At 54.8% G+C, this 17,626-nt stretch carries 13 protein-coding genes; 7 read left to right on the top strand and 6 right to left on the bottom strand.

The window, feature by feature from the left end; translation table 11 throughout:
* Positions 1-98: 98 nt before the first annotated feature.
* Both folB and bacA read left to right on the top strand, forming a co-directional pair.
* Complete coding sequence (folB, locus tag LF929_RS03990) at positions 99-461, top strand: bifunctional dihydroneopterin aldolase/7,8-dihydroneopterin epimerase (protein ID WP_038905496.1); 363 nt, start codon at positions 99-101, stop codon at positions 459-461.
* A gap of 172 nt (positions 462-633) precedes the next feature.
* A complete protein-coding gene (gene bacA, locus LF929_RS03995) occupies positions 634-1,455 on the top strand; it encodes an undecaprenyl-diphosphate phosphatase (RefSeq protein WP_038908909.1) in 822 nt (273 codons plus the stop codon).
* 113 nt (positions 1,456-1,568) lie between these two features.
* Here the strand turns inward: bacA and LF929_RS04000 are convergent, their stop codons facing one another.
* Together LF929_RS04000 and LF929_RS04005 are read right to left on the bottom strand one after the other, a co-directional pair.
* A complete protein-coding gene (locus LF929_RS04000; RefSeq protein ID WP_226092487.1) occupies positions 1,569-2,819 on the bottom strand; it encodes a multifunctional CCA addition/repair protein in 1,251 nt (416 codons plus the stop codon).
* A gap of 296 nt (positions 2,820-3,115) precedes the next feature.
* A complete protein-coding gene (locus LF929_RS04005; RefSeq protein WP_038908907.1) occupies positions 3,116-3,736 on the bottom strand; it encodes a TIGR04211 family SH3 domain-containing protein in 621 nt (206 codons plus the stop codon).
* Positions 3,737-4,040: 304 nt separating this feature from the next.
* Here LF929_RS04005 and LF929_RS04010 point away from each other — a divergent pair, with 304 nt between their 5' ends.
* From LF929_RS04010 to LF929_RS04030, 5 genes are all read left to right on the top strand, one after another.
* The gene (locus LF929_RS04010) at positions 4,041-5,372 is read left to right on the top strand and encodes an inorganic triphosphatase (protein WP_226092486.1); all 1,332 of its coding nucleotides are present in this window, start codon (positions 4,041-4,043) and stop codon (positions 5,370-5,372) included.
* A gap of 101 nt (positions 5,373-5,473) precedes the next feature.
* Complete coding sequence (glnE, locus tag LF929_RS04015; protein ID WP_226092485.1) at positions 5,474-8,326, top strand: bifunctional [glutamate--ammonia ligase]-adenylyl-L-tyrosine phosphorylase/[glutamate--ammonia-ligase] adenylyltransferase; 2,853 nt, start codon at positions 5,474-5,476, stop codon at positions 8,324-8,326.
* A 105-nt stretch (positions 8,327-8,431) separates the two neighbouring features.
* Positions 8,432-9,859 carry a bifunctional D-glycero-beta-D-manno-heptose-7-phosphate kinase/D-glycero-beta-D-manno-heptose 1-phosphate adenylyltransferase HldE gene (gene hldE, locus LF929_RS04020; RefSeq protein ID WP_226092484.1) on the top strand — a complete coding sequence of 476 codons (1,428 nt, stop codon included), beginning with the start codon at positions 8,432-8,434 and terminating at the stop codon, positions 9,857-9,859.
* 11 nt (positions 9,860-9,870) lie between these two features.
* On the top strand, positions 9,871-11,922 hold the full coding sequence (gene ligA / locus LF929_RS04025; RefSeq protein WP_226092483.1) for an NAD-dependent DNA ligase LigA: 2,052 nt from the start codon (positions 9,871-9,873) through the stop codon (positions 11,920-11,922).
* Positions 11,923-11,928: 6 nt separating this feature from the next.
* A complete protein-coding gene (locus tag LF929_RS04030; protein ID WP_016940436.1) occupies positions 11,929-12,150 on the top strand; it encodes a DUF3820 family protein in 222 nt (73 codons plus the stop codon).
* 139 nt (positions 12,151-12,289) lie between these two features.
* Here the strand turns inward: LF929_RS04030 and LF929_RS04035 are convergent, their stop codons facing one another.
* The 4 genes from LF929_RS04035 to garD all read right to left on the bottom strand — a co-directional run bounded on the left by LF929_RS04035 (position 12,290) and on the right by garD (position 17,238).
* Positions 12,290-12,652, bottom strand: a complete 363-nt coding sequence (locus LF929_RS04035; RefSeq protein ID WP_038908904.1) for a FlxA-like family protein — start codon at positions 12,650-12,652, stop codon at positions 12,290-12,292.
* A 326-nt stretch (positions 12,653-12,978) separates the two neighbouring features.
* A complete protein-coding gene (locus tag LF929_RS04040) occupies positions 12,979-13,311 on the bottom strand; it encodes a hypothetical protein (RefSeq protein ID WP_038905483.1) in 333 nt (110 codons plus the stop codon).
* Between the two features lie 158 nt (positions 13,312-13,469).
* Positions 13,470-15,005: a PAS domain-containing methyl-accepting chemotaxis protein gene (locus LF929_RS04045; protein ID WP_226092482.1), complete on the bottom strand. Its 1,536-nt coding sequence runs from the start codon at positions 15,003-15,005 to the stop codon at positions 13,470-13,472.
* A gap of 643 nt (positions 15,006-15,648) precedes the next feature.
* On the bottom strand, positions 15,649-17,238 hold the full coding sequence (garD, locus tag LF929_RS04050; protein ID WP_226092481.1) for a galactarate dehydratase: 1,590 nt from the start codon (positions 17,236-17,238) through the stop codon (positions 15,649-15,651).
* Between the last annotated feature and the right edge of the window lie 388 nt (positions 17,239-17,626).

Here is a 17,626-nt window from a genome sequence, read left to right on the forward strand (position 1 = left end):
CCGTCCAATAAAGGTCGTTTTAACTTCAGCATCTGTGGATAATACGCACTTTCTGCCGGAAGTGGTATCCGGCGGCGCTAAAAACAGGGGATGACGTGATGGACATCGTGTTTATTGAAGAACTCAGCGTAATCACCACGATCGGTGCGTATGACTGGGAACAGACCATCCAGCAGAAATTGGTGTTCGATATCGAAATGGCCTGGGACAACCGGCCTCCGGCCGCCAGCGATGAGGTAACGGATTGCCTGAATTATGCCGAGGTGAGCGAGTCCGTGATTGAGTGGGTGGCTGGTGGACGTTTTGCGCTGGTGGAACGTGTCGCAGAAGAGGTAGCTACAGGGTTGATGCAACGTTTTGGTATTCCCTGGTTACGGCTGAAAGTCAGTAAGCCCGGTGCGGTGGCGCAAGCACGCAGCGTCGGTGTGGTCATTGAACGTGGCGTTCGGCCGTCGGCGTGATCGGTTGGTGATTATTTCGGCATAAACACAGACCGTTCTTAAGGTAATTAAAAGATAATATCTTTACTTTAAGTTGTGTCCTTAAGGGGACATCATTCGATGTGCGTTATACGTTGCGGCTTGCTGGTAGCAAGGCCGCTTTTTTATGTGGCAGGTAGGGAGTTAACGGTCGATGGCGGATCTGCATTCGTTGCTGGTGGCGTTCATTCTTGGGGTGGTGGAAGGGCTCACCGAGTTTCTACCGGTGTCATCCACCGGGCATATGATTATTGTTGGTCATTGGCTGGGGTTTGAGGGCGACACCGCCAAGACGTTTGAAGTCATTATTCAGTTAGGGTCGATTCTGGCTGTCGTGGTGGTGTTTTGGCGGCGGATGTTCGGCTTGATTGGCATTCATTTTGGTCAGCCGCCACAGCATGAAGGGCGTGGCAAAGGCCATCTGACGCTGGCGCACATTATACTGGCGATGATCCCTGCTGTTGTGTTGGGGCTGGTATTGCATGACGCCATCAAGTCACTGTTTAATCCGGTGACGGTGACTTACGCGCTGGTGGCTGGCGGCGTATTACTGCTGTTTGCGGAGTGGCGCAAACCGAACAAACCCACAGCGGAAGGGTTGGACGACATCAGCTATCTTCAGGCATTCCTGATAGGCTGCTTTCAGTGTCTGGCGCTGTGGCCGGGTTTTTCTCGCTCTGGCGCGACCATTTCCGGTGGGATGCTGGTCGGTGTTAACCGTTATGCGGCGTCCGAGTTCTCCTTTATCCTCGCGGTGCCGATCATGCTGGGGGCGAGCGGGTTGGATTTGTACAAAAGCTGGCATTTCCTGTCGTTGTCTGACCTGCCGATGTTTGTAACCGGTTTTGTGACTGCGTTTGTAGTGGCGATGATCGCTATCAAAACCTTCCTGCAGTTAATTAAACGCGTGTCTTTTGTGCCGTTTGCGATTTACCGCTTTATTGTGGCCGCGGTGGTGTGGCTGGTACTGATGTAATGTTCATGTCGCCGGGGTAATCCATGCTCCCCGGCGACGACAGCAATACGATCGACTACAACAATACGATCGACGATAGCAATGCAATCGCGATGACACCAATCATCGTGGTGTTATGTGTGTGGCCCGGTCGTGCTTTCTGCACGTTGGGCCTTCCATTCCTCCAGCGCGTGATGTCGACGGTGCTGTAACTCCTCTCTGATCGCCGCATGCTGAAACCCGTCGGCCACCACTTCTGCGCTGGTTATCTGACTGGCGACGGCAAAGGCGTCACGCAGATAGTCGCCTTGCGGATAGGGCTGTTGCTCAAGCCCGGCGCGTCCGCGTGCATCCGCTTCGCTGGCGAGGATCAATTGCTCCAGCCGCTGGGGTTTACGCCAGACGTCAATCGCGTCAAATAACTTAAGCAGTGTTTTGGGTTGCAGCATCTGCACGGTGTGGATCAGGTCATGGTACTCGGTTACCAGACAGGCCAGGTCGCGCAAGGCATTTGGCACCCGCAAGCGCTGGCATAACGCCTCGACCAGCGGTACACCTGCGACACCGTGGCCGTGATGGCGTGGCCAGAGTTCAGGCGGTGTCAGTCCTTTGCCAAGGTCATGACACAGTGTGGCGAAGCGGACATCGATCGCTGGACTAAGGCGAGCGGCCATAGCCAGACTCATCATTACGTGGATACCGGTGTCGATTTCCGGATGCCAGGTCGCGGGAGCGGGTACCCCATAGAGCTTATCGATTTCGGGAAACAAGACAGCCAGTGCGCCACAGTCGCGTAGTACCTGAAAATAGACCTGAGGGTCCTGCGTGCCGAGAGCTTTTTCCGTTTCTTTCCAGACTCGCTCCGGCGTCAGGAAATCCAGCTCGCCGTTACGGGTCATGGTCTGCATCAGGATCAGAGTTTCTTCGGCAATCTGAAAACCGAGGTGAGCATAGCGGGCAGCAAAACGCGCGACCCGCAGCACCCGCAGCGGGTCTTCACTAAACGCTGGCGAGACATGGCGCAGGAGCCGGTTTTGCAGATCGCGCTGACCGCCATACGGGTCGATGAGCTGTCCGTTTTCCGCTTGCGCGATGGCATTAATGGTCAGGTCACGCCGTAGCAGATCGTCTTCCAGAGTAATGTTCGGCGTTGCCTGACAAATAAACCCGGTATAGCCATTGCCGGATTTGCGTTCAGTACGCGCCAGTGCGTACTCCTCTTTTGTCTCTGGGTGCAGGAATACCGGAAAATCACGGCCAACCTGCTGATAACCTTGCTCTAACAGCATTTCTGGCGTGGCACCGACCACGACCCAATCGCGCTCGGTGACCGGCCTGCCCAACAGACCATCACGCACTGCACCCCCTACAAGGTAAATCTTCAAACCCGGCTCCCGATGTTTATGCTGTGTCGATAAGTTTAGGCTGTGTCGATAAATGGAACACACGTTAGCGGTAGCCGACAGGGTCGCTAACGGTCACAGTGGTTATTGTTGATTAACTGCTTCCTGAACACAACGGCACATCGGTATATACCCTTCATACTTCAAGTTACAGGTGCGTTGGCTGCCCTCACTCACCCCAGTCACTTACTTGTGTAAGCTCCTGGGGATTCGCTCGATTGCCGCCTGCCTGTAACTCGAATTATTTTAGGTATAACTGGCGATCCCGTGTTCAGGTCTTACCCCATCCAGCGGTCGTTTTTTTTGCGCCGGGGCAACAGATGTGGCAGCAGCAATCCCAGCAACAGACCGCCACCGGCCACGCCACCACCATACATGAACCACTGCATGATCAGCGTGCGCTGCTTATCGTCCAGTTGCAGGTTGGCGACCTCAAGTTTTTTCTGCGCGACATTCAGTTGCGTTTTCAGCGTTTGGTTTTCCTGCTGTAGCGAGGCGAGGGTACTGTCGCTGCTCGCGACCTTCTGGCGCAGATCGGTGGTGCGCTGGTTCCAGTCCTGGTCAACGCTATTGAGCTTATCTGTCAGGCTTTTTACCCGGTTTTCCAGTTCCGGCACCCGAGTTTTCAGGCTAGGGGTCTGGCTGAGTTGGTCGAGAGGAATCCAACTGGTGCGGTCTTTGTCATCGCGAATCTCGGCGTAATTCGCACTGTCGTTGACGCTAACCAGCGTGACGGCTTCACCGGCATTCAAGGTACCGATGATACGGTATTGATTGCCCGGCCCGCTGCGGGTGTAGGTCACCAGTTCGTCGGAGATATAGCGCTTTTCTTCCGCATGCAGGCTCAACGTGGTGGACAGACCCAGCAGGGCGGCGAGGAAAAAGGATAATTTATTCATCATATTCAATATATTAAGTTCGCAGGGATTATTTCGCAGGGAGTATAAAGTTAGCGGGCCCAGTCTGACGATGACGTTGCCAAACCTGAATGGGAACTGTCTTAGAACCTATCCTGATGGGCACTGAATCAGGAGGCGTTATCCAGCCATTGTCGGTGACAACCGGCTATGAATGCACAGCGGTTACACCGGCTTTGCGAGCGCCTTCGCAGGGTATGTGCGCCGCCATGCCGTAAAAGTGGCAACCTGCGATAAAATGTTATTTACTGGCGATATTTCCGTAACACCCGGGCAGTGCGAGACGATGAGCGAAGAGATTGAATTAAAGTTTATTATTCACCCTGATGCCGCAGCGGCGATCAGACAAGGGCTGAAAAGCTGGCAGAGCGATGTGGGGCACAGCAACCATCTGCATACGCATCAACTGGCCAATAGCTATTACGAAACGGCGGATGGCTATCTGCGTCAGCATGGTATCGGGCTGCGTATTCGGGGTGAAAATGGCCGTTATGAGATGACGGTGAAAACTGCGGGAAAAGTGGTGGGGGGGTTACACCAGCACCCGGAATACAACGTGAGCCTGCCGGGACCTCACTTGGATATTCGCCTGTTGCCGCCAGAAATTTGGCCTGAAGGCTGTGACATTGATGAACTTTCCCAGGCATTGCAACCGCTGTTCAGTACGGATTTTCAGCGTGAAGCCTGGGTGGTGTCTCATCACCAGAGCCTGATCGAAATTGCCGTCGATCAGGGCGAGATCCGCGCCGGTGAGTGTAGCGAACCGTTGTGTGAACTGGAGCTGGAGTTGAAAAACGGTCGTGTTGCGGACTTGCTGGCGTTTGCCAACGAATTGGCTGATATCGGCGGCTTGCGACAAGGCAGCCTGAGTAAAGCGGCGCGTGGTTATCATCTGGCGAAAGGCAATCCGGTCCGGCCCTGCCGCGAACTGACGTTTCTGCCGGTAGCGCCAAAAATGACGCTTGATCAGGGCATCGCTGCCGGACTGGAGCATGCTTTCAGCCACTGGCAATACCATGAGGAGCTATGGGCGCGTGGTGATGCCACTGCTCGCCCGGCGTTGCTGGAAGCCGGTGCCATGATGCGTGAATTGCTGGTACTGATAGGCGGTGTGGTGCCGCGTAAAGTGACCGCGGAGTTCCGTGCTGCGTTGGGCTATCTTGAAGAGGCGATCGAACGCACGGAAACGGCGGATACGCTCTGCTATAGCGTCGATTACCTGAAGGATAAGCTGATCCTGACCTCATGGCTGGTCAAGCAAGGGTGGCGCAACTATATGGACAACCGTGAACTGATGCGCCTGCAGAGTTCCTGGAAGCGCTTTGCCGACATCATGATGAGTCGGGGGCTGGCTGAACTGAAAGCGGTATTCAGTCACTCACTGGATGCGTTGCATTACACCCAGCAACTGTCGCGTCTACAGCGCGGTGTGTATACCTTTTTGCTACTGGGCGGAAGCTATCCACAAGAGGAGGCGACGCGCTATTTGCAGCCGTGGCGTGAGCTGATGCAACTGATTGAGTCGCTGTCCGTTGGTCAGGTGGTGCCTGGAATGCTGGAAAACAGCCGCAAGCAGGCCCTCGCCCAGCCGCCGTTTTGGCTGCATAGCGGCCAATAGTCCAGACTATCGCCATTCGGGGCGCGCTGGTTCTGGAGCCACTGCCCCGGTTTACCCCGTATTGAGGCTGCCTGACGGGGCAGCTGTGCAAGGATATCGCCATGACCTGTCGTCCCGCATCACTATTTCCGCTCTCTGCATCCTTGACTGAACAGGCTCGCCACGAGGTGGAGCGTGCGTTGAGTGCCGCTCCCACGCTGATAGCCGACGACAGTGCGGCGGCAGTGCTGGCCTGTAGCGAGTTTGTCAGTGAGTCGCTGGCACGTTACCCGGACTGGCGAGAGGAGATAACCCGGCAACCCCCGCAAGCGCAGGAGTGGCAGCAGTATGCGCAGTGGTTGTCGCAAGCGCTGGACGATGTCACGGACGAGGCGACGTTAATGAAGGCGCTGCGTCTGTTCAGGCGTCGTATGTTGACGCGCATTGCCTGGGGGCAATGGCTACAACTCAGTACCACGGACGAGACATTGCAACAATTGAGTGTACTGGCAGAGGCATTGATCGTTGCAGCCCGACAGTGGCTGTATGACGCTTGTTGTCGTGAGTGGGGGACGCCATGCAATGCGGCGGGCGAACCGCAACCGTTGTTGATTTTAGGGATGGGTAAACTGGGGGGCGGTGAGCTTAACTTTTCTTCGGATATCGACCTGATTTTCGCGTATCCCGAAAATGGCCAGACTCAGGGCGGGCGTCGTGAACTGGATAACGCCCAGTTTTTTACCCGTCTTGGACAGCGGTTGATTAAAGCGCTGGACCAGCCGACGGTAGACGGGTTTGTGTATCGGGTCGATATGCGTCTGCGGCCGTTTGGCGATAGCGGCCCGCTGGTGATGAGCTTTGCCGCGCTGGAAGATTACTATCAGGAACAAGGGCGTGACTGGGAACGTTATGCGATGGTCAAAGCCCGGCTGATGGGCGGCGATGATGACCATTACAGCCAGGAATTGATCCGTCTGTTACGGCCGTTTGTGTTCCGCCGTTATATCGATTTCAGTGTGATCCAGTCGCTACGCAACATGAAGAGCATGATCGCCCGCGAAGTGCGCCGACGTGATTTGCGTAACAACATCAAGCTGGGGGCGGGCGGCATCCGTGAAGTGGAATTCATCACCCAGGTATTCCAGTTGATTCGGGGTGGCCGTGAACCTACTTTGCAAGGGCGCTCTCTGTTACCGACGCTGGAGCAAGTGGGCGCGCTAGGGTTATTGACCCCGGAGCAGGCGGCCCAGTTGCGCGAGGCTTATCTGTTTTTAAGGCGGCTGGAGAATTTGCTGCAATCGATCGCCGATGAGCAAACACAAACCTTGCCGGAAGACGCGCTGAATCAGGCACGGCTGGCATGGGGGATGCGTTGTGACAACTGGCAGCAACTGAGTGAACGCTTACATCAGCAGATGCAGGCGGTACGTGCGGTGTTCCATGAATTGATTGGTGATGACGCGCCTGACGGCAGCGAAACCCCGGAACACAGCCATTACAGCAGTTTGTGGCAGGATGGTCTGGAGAGTGCAGAACTGTCGGTGTTGTCACCGCAGCTGACTGCCGAAGTGGGTGAGCGTTTACTGACTCGAGTGGCGGATTTTCGCGCCGATTTATCTCGCCGTACGATCGGGCCCCGCGGTCGGGACGTGTTGGATCAACTGATGCCTGCTTTGTTGGCGCAGGCCTGTGGTCATGCCAACGCTGATGTTATCGTGGCGCGCCTGACGCCGTTATTGCTGGGGATTGTCACCCGTACGACCTATCTGGAGCTGTTGCTGGAATCACGTGCGGCATTAACGCAGTTGATCCGGCTGTGTGCCGTATCGCCGATGATAGCAAGCCAACTGGCACGCTATCCGTTGCTGCTGGATGAACTGCTCGACCCCGCCAGTCTGTATCAACCCATCGCCCTGGATGCTTACGCCGATGAACTGCGTCAATACCTGATGCGCGTACCGACAGACGATGAAGAGCAGCAACTGGAAGCCCTGCGTCAGTTTAAACAAGCACAGCATTTGCGTATTGCTGCTGCCGATATTGTCGGCGCATTGCCGGTCATGAAAGTGAGTGATCACTTAACCTATCTGGCGGAGGCCATCATCGCGGCGGTCGTGCAGCAGGCGTGGAGCCAGATGACAACGCGTTACGGCCAGCCGACCCATTTGCATGCTGAATCCGGGCGAGGCTTCGCGGTTGTGGGGTATGGCAAGTTGGGGGGCTGGGAACTGGGCTACAGTTCGGATCTGGACCTGGTGTTTCTGATCGATTGCCCTGATAACGTGATGACCGACGGTGAGCGCAGTATTGATGGCCGCCAGTTCTACCTGCGCCTGGCACAGCGCGTAATGCATCTCTTTAGTACCCGTACCTCGTCCGGCATTTTGTACGAGGTGGATGCGCGTTTAAGGCCTTCGGGGGCAGCGGGCATGCTGGTGAGTACCGTGGCGGCGTTTGAAGACTATCAGTGTAACGAAGCCTGGACCTGGGAGCATCAGGCACTGGTCCGCGCTCGGGTTGTGTATGGCGAGCCCGCCATACAGCAGCAGTTCGAACAGATCCGCCAGCGTATTTTATGTCGTGAGCGTGACGGCGACGCTTTGCGCACCGAAGTACGGGAAATGCGCGAAAAGATGCGTCAGCATCACGCCAGTAAGGACATGGGGTTCGATATTAAAGCAGACGCTGGCGGGATTACCGATATCGAATTTATCGCGCAGTATCTGGTGCTGCGCTATGCAGCACAGGAGCCGCGATTAACGCGTTGGTCTGATAACGTGCGCATTCTGGAACTGCTGGCTCGCCACGGCGTGATGGAAGAGGCCGAAGCTGAGGCGCTGCGGCTGGCTTACATCACCCTGCGTGATGAAATCCATCATCTGGCGTTGCAGGAGTTACCCAGTCGGGTCGGACAGGATAGCTTCATCGCCGAGCGTCAGCAGGTGTTGCAGAGCTGGAAAACGTGGCTGGAGTAAGGCGCGTGCAAAACGCCCGTCAGGGCGGTGGCTACCCGGTGAGTGTGATAGCTGAGTGTGGTAGTATAGCGCGCGTTAAAATGAACCTGTTTTTGGAGCCAGGGAATGAAAGTAACGCTACCTGATTTTCGCCACGCCGGTGTTCTGGTCGTGGGTGACGTAATGCTGGACCGCTACTGGTACGGCCCAACCAGCCGTATTTCGCCGGAAGCGCCGGTACCGGTGGTTAAGGTGGATACCATCGAAGAACGTCCCGGCGGCGCGGCTAACGTGGCGATGAATATCGCTGCGCTGGGCGCAGGGTCGCGTTTGGTGGGGTTAACCGGTATCGATGATGCCGCCCGCGCCCTGAGCGCCAAATTGAACGAAGTCAACGTCAAATGCGACTTCGTTTCTGTTCCCACGCATCCGACTATCACCAAATTGCGCGTACTGTCGCGTAACCAGCAGTTGATCCGCCTCGATTTTGAAGAGGGGTTCGACAGTGTCGATCCGCAACCGATGATCGACCGTATCCAACAGGCATTGCCAAAAATTGGCGCGTTGGTGTTGTCCGATTACGCCAAAGGGGCGTTGGTGCATGTACAAACCATGATCCAAACCGCCAGAGCTGCGGGTGTACCGGTGTTGATCGACCCGAAAGGGACCGATTTCAATCGTTACCGCGGAGCGACGTTACTGACGCCGAACCTGTCGGAGTTCGAGGCAGTAGCCGGGCGCTGTAAAGATGAAAATGATCTGGTGGAACGTGGTGCGAAGCTGCTGGCGGAACTGGACCTGTCCGCGTTGCTGGTGACCCGCTCTGAGCAGGGCATGACGTTACTGCAACCGGGTAAAGCGCCGTTGCATCTGCCGACGCAGGCGCAGGAAGTGTATGACGTGACCGGTGCGGGCGATACCGTGATTGGCGTACTGGCGGCGGCGTTGGCGGCGGGTAAACCGCTGGAGGAAGCCTGCTTCCTGGCTAATGCGGCGGCGGGTGTCGTCGTGGGTAAACTCGGCACCTCTACGGTTACGCCGATCGAACTGGAAAATGCCATCCGTGGTCGTGCCGATACTGGTTTTGGCGTGATGACCGAAGCGCAGTTGAAAGATGCGGTATCGCTGGCGCGCCAGCGTGGCGAAACGGTGGTCATGACCAACGGGTGTTTTGATATTTTGCACGCCGGGCATGTTTCCTACCTGGCTAACGCGCGCCGCCTGGGCGACCGCCTGATCGTGGCGGTAAACAGTGATGATTCCACCAAACGCCTGAAAGGGCCGACTCGCCCGGTTAACCCGTTGACGCAACGGATGATCGTGCTGGGTGCGTTGGAGGCGGTGGACTGGGTGGTCCCGTTTGAAGAAGACACCCCACAGCGTCTGATTAGCGAAGTATTACCGGATATTTTGGTGAAGGGCGGCGATTACAAACCGGAAGATATTGCCGGGAGCAAAGAAGTCTGGGCCAATGGCGGTGAAGTACGGGTACTGAACTTTGAGGATGGTTGCTCGACCACCAATATCATCAACACCATCAAAGCCAGAGACTAACGGGCGCACTTATGCTGGAAAAAGAGTCGAAGACGGCCGACGATATCGCGGCGGTTGCCGCACAGGTTGAGGCGCTGCGCGCCCAACTGCGCTATCACGAATACAAATACCATGTCGAAGATGCGCCGGAGATTCCCGACGCAGAATACGACACGTTGATGAATACGCTGAAAGCGCTGGAGCAGGCGCACCCTGAGCTGGTCACGCCGGATTCGCCGACTCAGCGTGTGGGTGCCGCGCCGCTGGATGCGTTTGACACCGTTGCGCATGACGTGCCCATGTTGTCGTTGGATAACGTCTTTGACGAGGCCAGCTTTCTGGCGTTTTGCAAACGCATCAACGACCGCTTGAAAAATGAGACTGAGCTGGCGTTCTGCTGTGAATTGAAACTCGATGGGCTGGCCGTCAGCCTGTTGTATGAGCAGGGTGTGCTGGTGCGCGCCGCGACACGTGGCGATGGCACAACGGGTGAAAATATCACCGCGAATATCCGGACCATTGGCGCGATCCCGTTGCGTTTGCATGGCGACAACATCCCGGCCCGGCTGGAAGTGCGCGGCGAAGTATTCATGAAACACAAAGGGTTTGAAGCCCTGAATGAAGACGCGCGCCGTACTGGCGGTAAAGTGTTCGCCAACCCGCGCAATGCAGCAGCAGGGTCGTTGCGTCAGTTAGATCCTCGTATTACCGCCACGCGTCCGTTGACCTTCCTGTGTTATGGCGTTGGGCTGGTTGAAGGCGGCACCCTACCGGATACCCACTGGCAGCGGTTGATGCAGTTTCGCGACTGGGGTTTGCCGGTCAGTGATCGCATCCGTCTGTGTACTGGCAGTGAGGCGGTGTTGGAGTTCTATCGCCAGGTGGAGCACGAGCGCGAAACGCTGGGGTTTGATATCGATGGTGTGGTGATCAAAGTTAACGAGCTGGCCTTGCAGGAGCGGCTGGGCTTTGTGGCGCGGGCACCACGCTGGGCGGTGGCCTTCAAGTTCCCGGCACAGGAGCAATTGACCTGGTTGCGTGATGTGGAGTTTCAGGTCGGGCGTACTGGTGCGATAACACCGGTTGCGCGCCTCGAACCGGTGGCGGTGGCTGGTGTGGTAGTGAGTAACGCCACACTGCACAACGCCGATGAAATCGAACGTCTGGGGATTCAGATTGGCGATCGGGTCGCGGTGCGCCGTGCCGGTGATGTCATTCCGCAGGTAGTTAGCGTGGTGTTGTCAGAACGCCCATCAGATGCTCGGCCCATCGTCTTTCCTGATCACTGCCCGGTATGTGGTTCTGAGCTGGAGCGAGTAGAGGGGGAAGCGGTGACCCGCTGTACCGGCGGTTTATTCTGCGCCGCGCAGCGTAAAGAGGCACTGAAGCACTTTGTTTCCCGCCGTGCGCTGGATGTGGAAGGGATGGGCGATAAAATTATCGACCAACTGGTCGAGAAAGAGTACGTCAAAACACCTGCAGATCTGTTTCGGCTGGATATCGGCATCCTTACCCGGTTGGATCGCATGGGCCAGAAGTCAGCACAGAATCTGGTGAATGCGCTGGATAAAGCGAAATCGACCACGTTTGCCCGTTTTCTGTATGCGCTAGGCATTCGCGATGTGGGCGAGGCGACGGCGGCGAATCTGGCATCGCACTTTGGTACGTTAGAGGCGTTGCAGGCGGCCGATCTGGACGCATTGCAGCAGGTGCAAGATGTCGGTATCGTCGTGGCGACGCATGTGCGTCACTTTCTTGATGAAGCGCATAACCAGCAGGTCATCCAGGCACTGATCAGCGATGAGGTCGGTATTCACTGGCCGACTCCGGTGAGAGTGAATGTTGAGGCATCAACGAGCCCGTTTGCCGGGAAAACGGTAGTATTGACCGGCTCATTAAGCCAGCTGTCTCGTGATGAAGCCAAAGATCGTCTCACGGCGTTGGGTGCCAAAGTCAGTGGGAGTGTGTCGAAGAAAACCGATCTGGTGATTGCTGGTGAGGCGGCAGGGTCTAAACTTGCCAAAGCCCAAGAGCTGGGTATTGCTGTCATCGATGAAGCGGAGATGATGCGTCTGCTGGGGTAAGTTCATATGGAAAAAGAGGATCTGCTGGCGATTGCCACTACACCGATGCCGTTTGGCAAATATAAAGGACGTATGCTGGTCGATTTACCAGAAGAATACCTCTTATGGTTCGCCCGCAAGGGCGAATTCCCAGCCGGGCGTCTGGGGGAATTGATGCAGATTACCCTTGCTATCAAGATAGAAGGATTGCAAGGGCTGATTAAGCCTTTGCGCCGCCCTTCACCCTGATATCAGTAACCTGACAGGTATTGATGGCGCTGGTAACTCGCCGGTGCCGACACCCTTTTAGCAAATAAAAAAGCATCATGAATCATCAGGATACATGATGCTTTTACTCATACCAGACAATATTCAGACAGCGAAAAGATTAGATGTAAATATTAACGCTGTTTTCATCCGTCGGCATGTTAACGCCTTCTTTGGGTGTCGCCGACTGAATTGCAGAGGCGGCTGACTGCTGAGCCTGCTGTGTTTTCTGCTGCTGCAACTGCTGGATTTGTGCCTGAATTTGTTGGATTTGCGCCTGAATCATCTTTTGCTGTTGCTCAAGCTGCTGGCGCTCTTCATCCGTCTTTGCTTCTGTCGCCTGCTGAGTCAGCTGGGTCGCTTGCTTAGTCAGCGATTGAATTTGCTTGTTTAACTGGGAAATCTGCTGATCAATACTGGCGCTACTGCTGCTGCCTGATGATGCAGAAACGGCTGATGTTGCTGAGCCGATAGAACTTGCCATAAATTCCTCCTGAAAATAGCCATGATGGCTATACCGTTATCGGCATCGCACTGCGATAGCCTTATCGGATTTTCGATTTCCTGACGAAGTATATACAAATATACCGGCACAAGAACGGTTGTTATTGCGCACCTTCAGTGAAATGCGCTACCACAGGTCAACGATTGCTCGTACGTCAATGATTGCCATACATCAACGACGTCTTTCTATCGAATCTGGTGAAAACCGCGCTGACCACGGTGTTGCCGCTGTATCCCCGGCCTTAAAACGCAAAAGCCCGCTGGGTGGCAGCGGGCTGGGGTAGGCAGTATGTCTGACAGACCGAATCAGATATAGATATCGATAGCGTGTTCGGCAGAAGGGCGGTTAACCCCTTCAACCGGCCGCACCATCGGTTTGCTTTCCTGCGGCTGTTGAACCTGCTGGTTTTGCAACTGTGCAATCTGCCCCTGCATCACAACGATCTGGGCCTGCATCGACTGTTGTTGCCCGTTAATCGTGGTTTCCTGCTGCTTCTTGGTGCTTTCACCTGATGTCTCAGCAGCTTTCAGGCTTTGCAAGTTGCGATCGGAAACCTTTTGTTCCGTATTGGTTTCGACGCTGGTGGATGCTGGCACCGGCATCACTGCAAACGCAGAGCTGGTAATTGGACTCAGCATACATCCTCCTGATTGGGTCGTCTTGGCAGGGGACTGTCCCTGCTATTTCTATTATCGGCACCTGGTGCGATCTTATGAGTGATTATTAACCAAAACGTGACACCTGGCTACTCTTTGAGCGTGATGATAGGTAAAGAATTGTATCTGTATACCTGACATTATTTCCCGTAGACGTTAATGGCATCGGTTAATCGCAGCGCCTGTTTGCTGAGGTTGGCGGAGAATTCAGCGGATTGATCGACCATGCCGGTATTGCCGACAGTCATCTGTTCAATCTGGGCGATAGAGCCGTTGATAAGCGACAACGCCTCGGTTTGCTCCCGGGTGGCATTGCTGATTTCGCTAATCATCGCGGCAACCTGCTGCACGTCATGAATGATATCGTGAATATGTTGACCGGCGTTATCCACCAGGGCGCTGCCGGTTTCAACACTCGCCATATTAGCGTCGATCAACGTCTTGATTTCGCGGGCAGCGGAAGCGGAATGTTGTGCCAGATTGCGCACTTCCGCGGCTACAACGGCAAAACCGCGCCCTTCTACGCCTGCCCGTGCCGCTTCTACTGCCGCATTCAGCGCCAGAATATTCGTCTGAAACGCGATGCTGTCGATGACGCCGATAATATCGACAATCTTGCGGCTGGCGTTGGAAATCGACTCCATCATGCTGACGGTTTCCGCCATGATGTCGCCACCTTTGCGGGCAGAGTGACTGGCGTTTTGCGCCATCTGCGTCGCTTGTGTGGCGGTATCTGCGCTTTGCTGCACCGCTACCGTAATTTGCTCGATAGCAGCGGCGGTCTGTTGCAGATTCGCGGCGGTCTCTTCGGTGCGTACGCTCAGGTTGCTGTTGCTGTCGGCCAGTTGTTGGCTGATGTCGTTAATGCCAGAAACCTGCGTGCTGACATCGTTGACCAGCGAATGCAGGTTCAACCCAAACTGGTTGACGACCCGCAGCAATAGCCCGATCTCGTCTACCCGGTTGAGATGGATGCTATCCGCCCGGCGGCCAGACACCACCTGCTGTGCCTGACGCAGGATCAAACGCAGTGGGCGAGCGATTTGTTGTTGCAAAAAGTAGTCCAGCACCACCATGAGCAGGAGTGTCGCGGCAATAGACACGCCCGCGCCGACGCCCAGTAGGGTGAGAGCCAGTGGTATCAAGCCGCTGAATAATACTGCCAGCCGTAACCGCCCACGTACCGATAAGCGCTGGAATAATGACAATACAGAGAATAGTCCGGTACGGACTACCAGTCCTTTATAAAAACGAAGGTGGCGGGCTTGCTTATTTTGTACCGCTTCATACAACGGTTCTGCCGCCTGAATTTCTGCCGCTTTGGGAGTATTGCGAACCGAAATATAGCCCGTCAGGTGGTTGTTATGATAAACCGGTGTGACATTAGCTCGTACCCAGTAATGATCGCCGTTTTTGCGACGGTTTTTTACCAGCCCGGTCCAACTATCACCCTGTTGCAGGGTGTACCACATGTCCGCAAAGGCTTCGACGGGCATATCAGGATGACGAACAATATTGTGCGGCGCCCCCATGAGTTCATCTTCATCAAATCCGCTTATACGTATAAATGCGGAATTGGCGTAAGTGATGTGGCTTTTAACATCCGTGGTCGACATTAATGTTGTGTCGTCATCCAACAGGTGTTCCTGTTGTGTAATAGGTGTATTAACCCTCATTGGAAACCCCGATGCTGTGTGTCAGTAATATGTCATGAGAATAAAGGGCCAACGTGTGAGTGTGGCCTGATTAATCACACCGGTTGAAAACCTGCCTTTCGGGCCTTTTGGTGCAGTCAGCGTGTTGTCTGGCTGCAACTGGGCACCTGTCAGGAGAGATCATTAACGGTGTGTAAGATCATCATTTTTGTTTTTGATCATGGTTAGAGGGTACGAAAAAAAGGGCGCTTTAAACGAGAAAGCATCCCTAAGTAAAATTATTCCTTTTTTTGTAGGGAGGAATTTATGCTTTGGGTCTTTGTGTTGTCAATGAAATCATTTTTTGAACAGCACTTTTTTTATCTTCTTTGTGTTTATTAAATGTTGATCGATTTTTTCTTAAAGACGACATCACAATAAAAACGTTTTATTAACATGAGTCACGAAAATAGTCCTCCTGAAATGGAGTGAGATTGCATTACTTATTTAGGGGTATTGATGGTGGGCCAGGGGAAACTATGTGGCGTTATTTTCTTTCGAGAATAATTCACGTAATTGACACATTAAATTAATTTCAGGGTGCTGCTCACTGCCGGTGTGTTGAAAACATTCCCCCTGGATGAGGCACCGGGGGGAATGGGCATTAATGGTATGACGGCGCGTATCAGGTAACCGGTGCCGGGTTAAACACTGACAGGGCGTTATGCAGGCCCCATTGATCAGACCAGGTTTTTTTCCTGCCGCTGGCAATATCCAAAATAAAGTGGAACAACTGCCAGCCCACATCCTCGATGGTAGCCTCGCCGGTCGCGATGGTACCGGCGTTGATATCCATCAGGTCATGCCAGCGCTCTGCCAGCGCTGAGCGGGTCGCCATCTTGATAACCGGCACGGCTTTGAGCCCGTAAGGCGTGCCACGCCCGGTAGTAAAGACCTGCACTGTGATACCGGAAGCGAGTTGCTGCGTACCACAGACGAAGTCGCTGGCGGGTGTGGCGGCGTAAATCAGGCCGCGTTTAGTCGGGCGTTGGCCTGGTGACAGCACTTCTACAATCGCACTGGTGCCGGATTTAGCGATAGATCCCAGCGCTTTTTCCACCACATTGGCCAGACCGCCTTTCTTGTTGCCGGGGGAGGGGTTGGCGCTGCGGTCGGTTTTACCGCTATCGAGGTAATCGTCATACCAGGCCATTTCTTCCAGCAGTCGTTTACCCACTTCTTCGTTGATGGCGCGTGGCGTAAGCAGATGGATAGCATCGCGGACTTCGGTGACTTCGGAAAACATGACCGTAGCACCGCAGCGCACCAGCAGGTCAGAGGCGAACCCTACCGCCGGATTGGCGGTCACACCGGAAAACGCATCGCTACCGCCGCACTGCATACCGACGACCAGCTCCGAGGCTGGCACCGTCTCACGCTGACGGCGGTTGAGTTGTTGCAGGTGCTTATCCGCCATGGACAGGATATCGTCCACCATCGATTTGAAACCGACATGGTGTTCATCCTGCAATCGCACAATACTGGTCTCATCGAGCGAAATGGCCTGCACATCTGGCGTGCCTTGCAGCAGTCGTTCCGGCTGTAGTTTTTCGCAGCCCAGCCCAACCACCAGCACTTCGCCGCCGAAATTCGGGTTTAACGCCAGATTATGGATAGTGCGAATGGGGACCACTGCTGCCGGAGCATTGATCGCCACACCGCAGCCGTACAGATGGTTCAACGCCACGACGCCGTCGACGTTAGGGTAGCGGGGCAGCAAATCGCGTTCTATCAGATTGACGACATAATCCACCACACCGGCGACGCAGTGAACACTGGTGGTAATCCCAAGCAGGTTCTTGGTACCGACGCTACCGTCCGGGTTACGGTAGCCCTGGAAGGTAAAACCCTCCAGTGGTGGTAACGCAGGGGGAACCCGGGTTGCCAGCGGTAGTGTTTCCAGTGCGGGGGCATTGGGCAATTCCACCAGCGATTCGTCTATCCAACTGCCACGGGCGATATCCCTGAGGGCATAACCGATAATTTCGCCGTAACGAACGATCGGTGCGCCTTGGGCGATGTCGCTTAACGCAACCTTGTGACCTTGCGGTATATGCTCTTTCAGTTCCAGACCACAGCTGAATCGGGTGCCCGCTTTCAGGCCGTTATTGTTAACGACAATGGCGACATTGTCAGACTCATGGACCTTGATATAAAGCGGCCGATCATCGGCCACACCCGTTGTTGTATTCTCTGACATGGCGTTAACCTTCATGAGTTATAACGCTGGTTAAAGTTATAACGCGCGGTTTATTTTCACTGTTGATGCTAATAATAACTTTGCTCGGCATCAGTATAGGTGAGCTTTCCGCCATCATGCATTATGCAATTGACTGACATCCCGGCGCGTTGTGCTTAATTTCTCGGGCGAAGAAACAATAGGCAGTGAGACCTGTCACATTATTCCGTCCATTGATTTAGCGCCTATCCCATTAGGGCTATTTCACTGGCCATTTTGGCCCTGGGCAGTGCTCGAGCTCCTCACGTACTCCGTGTACGCTGCGGGTTCTCCGCGGCTTCCCGAGTCCACACTGGCGGCGTCAATAACGCCTACTGGGATAGGCTCTGATTCCCTCCTTATTCTGACCGTCTTGTTTTGTGAC

It is taken from the genome of Dickeya oryzae (assembly GCF_020406815.2).
Lineage (GTDB): Bacteria > Pseudomonadota > Gammaproteobacteria > Enterobacterales > Enterobacteriaceae > Dickeya > Dickeya oryzae.

Bases quoted from the DNA above. Each gene is read 5' to 3' on its own strand.
- folB (WP_038905496.1), top strand. From the start codon at position 99: ATGGACATCGTGTTTATTGAAGAACTCAGCGTAATCACCACGATCGGT.
- bacA (WP_038908909.1), top strand. From the start codon at position 634: ATGGCGGATCTGCATTCGTTGCTGGTGGCGTTCATTCTTGGGGTGGTG.
- LF929_RS04005 (WP_038908907.1), bottom strand. From the start codon at position 3,736: ATGAATAAATTATCCTTTTTCCTCGCCGCCCTGCTGGGTCTGTCCACC.
- LF929_RS04010 (WP_226092486.1), top strand. From the start codon at position 4,041: ATGAGCGAAGAGATTGAATTAAAGTTTATTATTCACCCTGATGCCGCA.
- glnE (WP_226092485.1), top strand. From the start codon at position 5,474: ATGACCTGTCGTCCCGCATCACTATTTCCGCTCTCTGCATCCTTGACT.
- hldE (WP_226092484.1), top strand. From the start codon at position 8,432: ATGAAAGTAACGCTACCTGATTTTCGCCACGCCGGTGTTCTGGTCGTG.
- ligA (WP_226092483.1), top strand. From the start codon at position 9,871: ATGCTGGAAAAAGAGTCGAAGACGGCCGACGATATCGCGGCGGTTGCC.
- LF929_RS04030 (WP_016940436.1), top strand. From the start codon at position 11,929: ATGGAAAAAGAGGATCTGCTGGCGATTGCCACTACACCGATGCCGTTT.
- LF929_RS04035 (WP_038908904.1), bottom strand. From the start codon at position 12,652: ATGGCAAGTTCTATCGGCTCAGCAACATCAGCCGTTTCTGCATCATCA.
- LF929_RS04040 (WP_038905483.1), bottom strand. From the start codon at position 13,311: ATGCTGAGTCCAATTACCAGCTCTGCGTTTGCAGTGATGCCGGTGCCA.
- LF929_RS04045 (WP_226092482.1), bottom strand. From the start codon at position 15,005: ATGAGGGTTAATACACCTATTACACAACAGGAACACCTGTTGGATGAC.
- garD (WP_226092481.1), bottom strand. From the start codon at position 17,238: ATGAAGGTTAACGCCATGTCAGAGAATACAACAACGGGTGTGGCCGAT.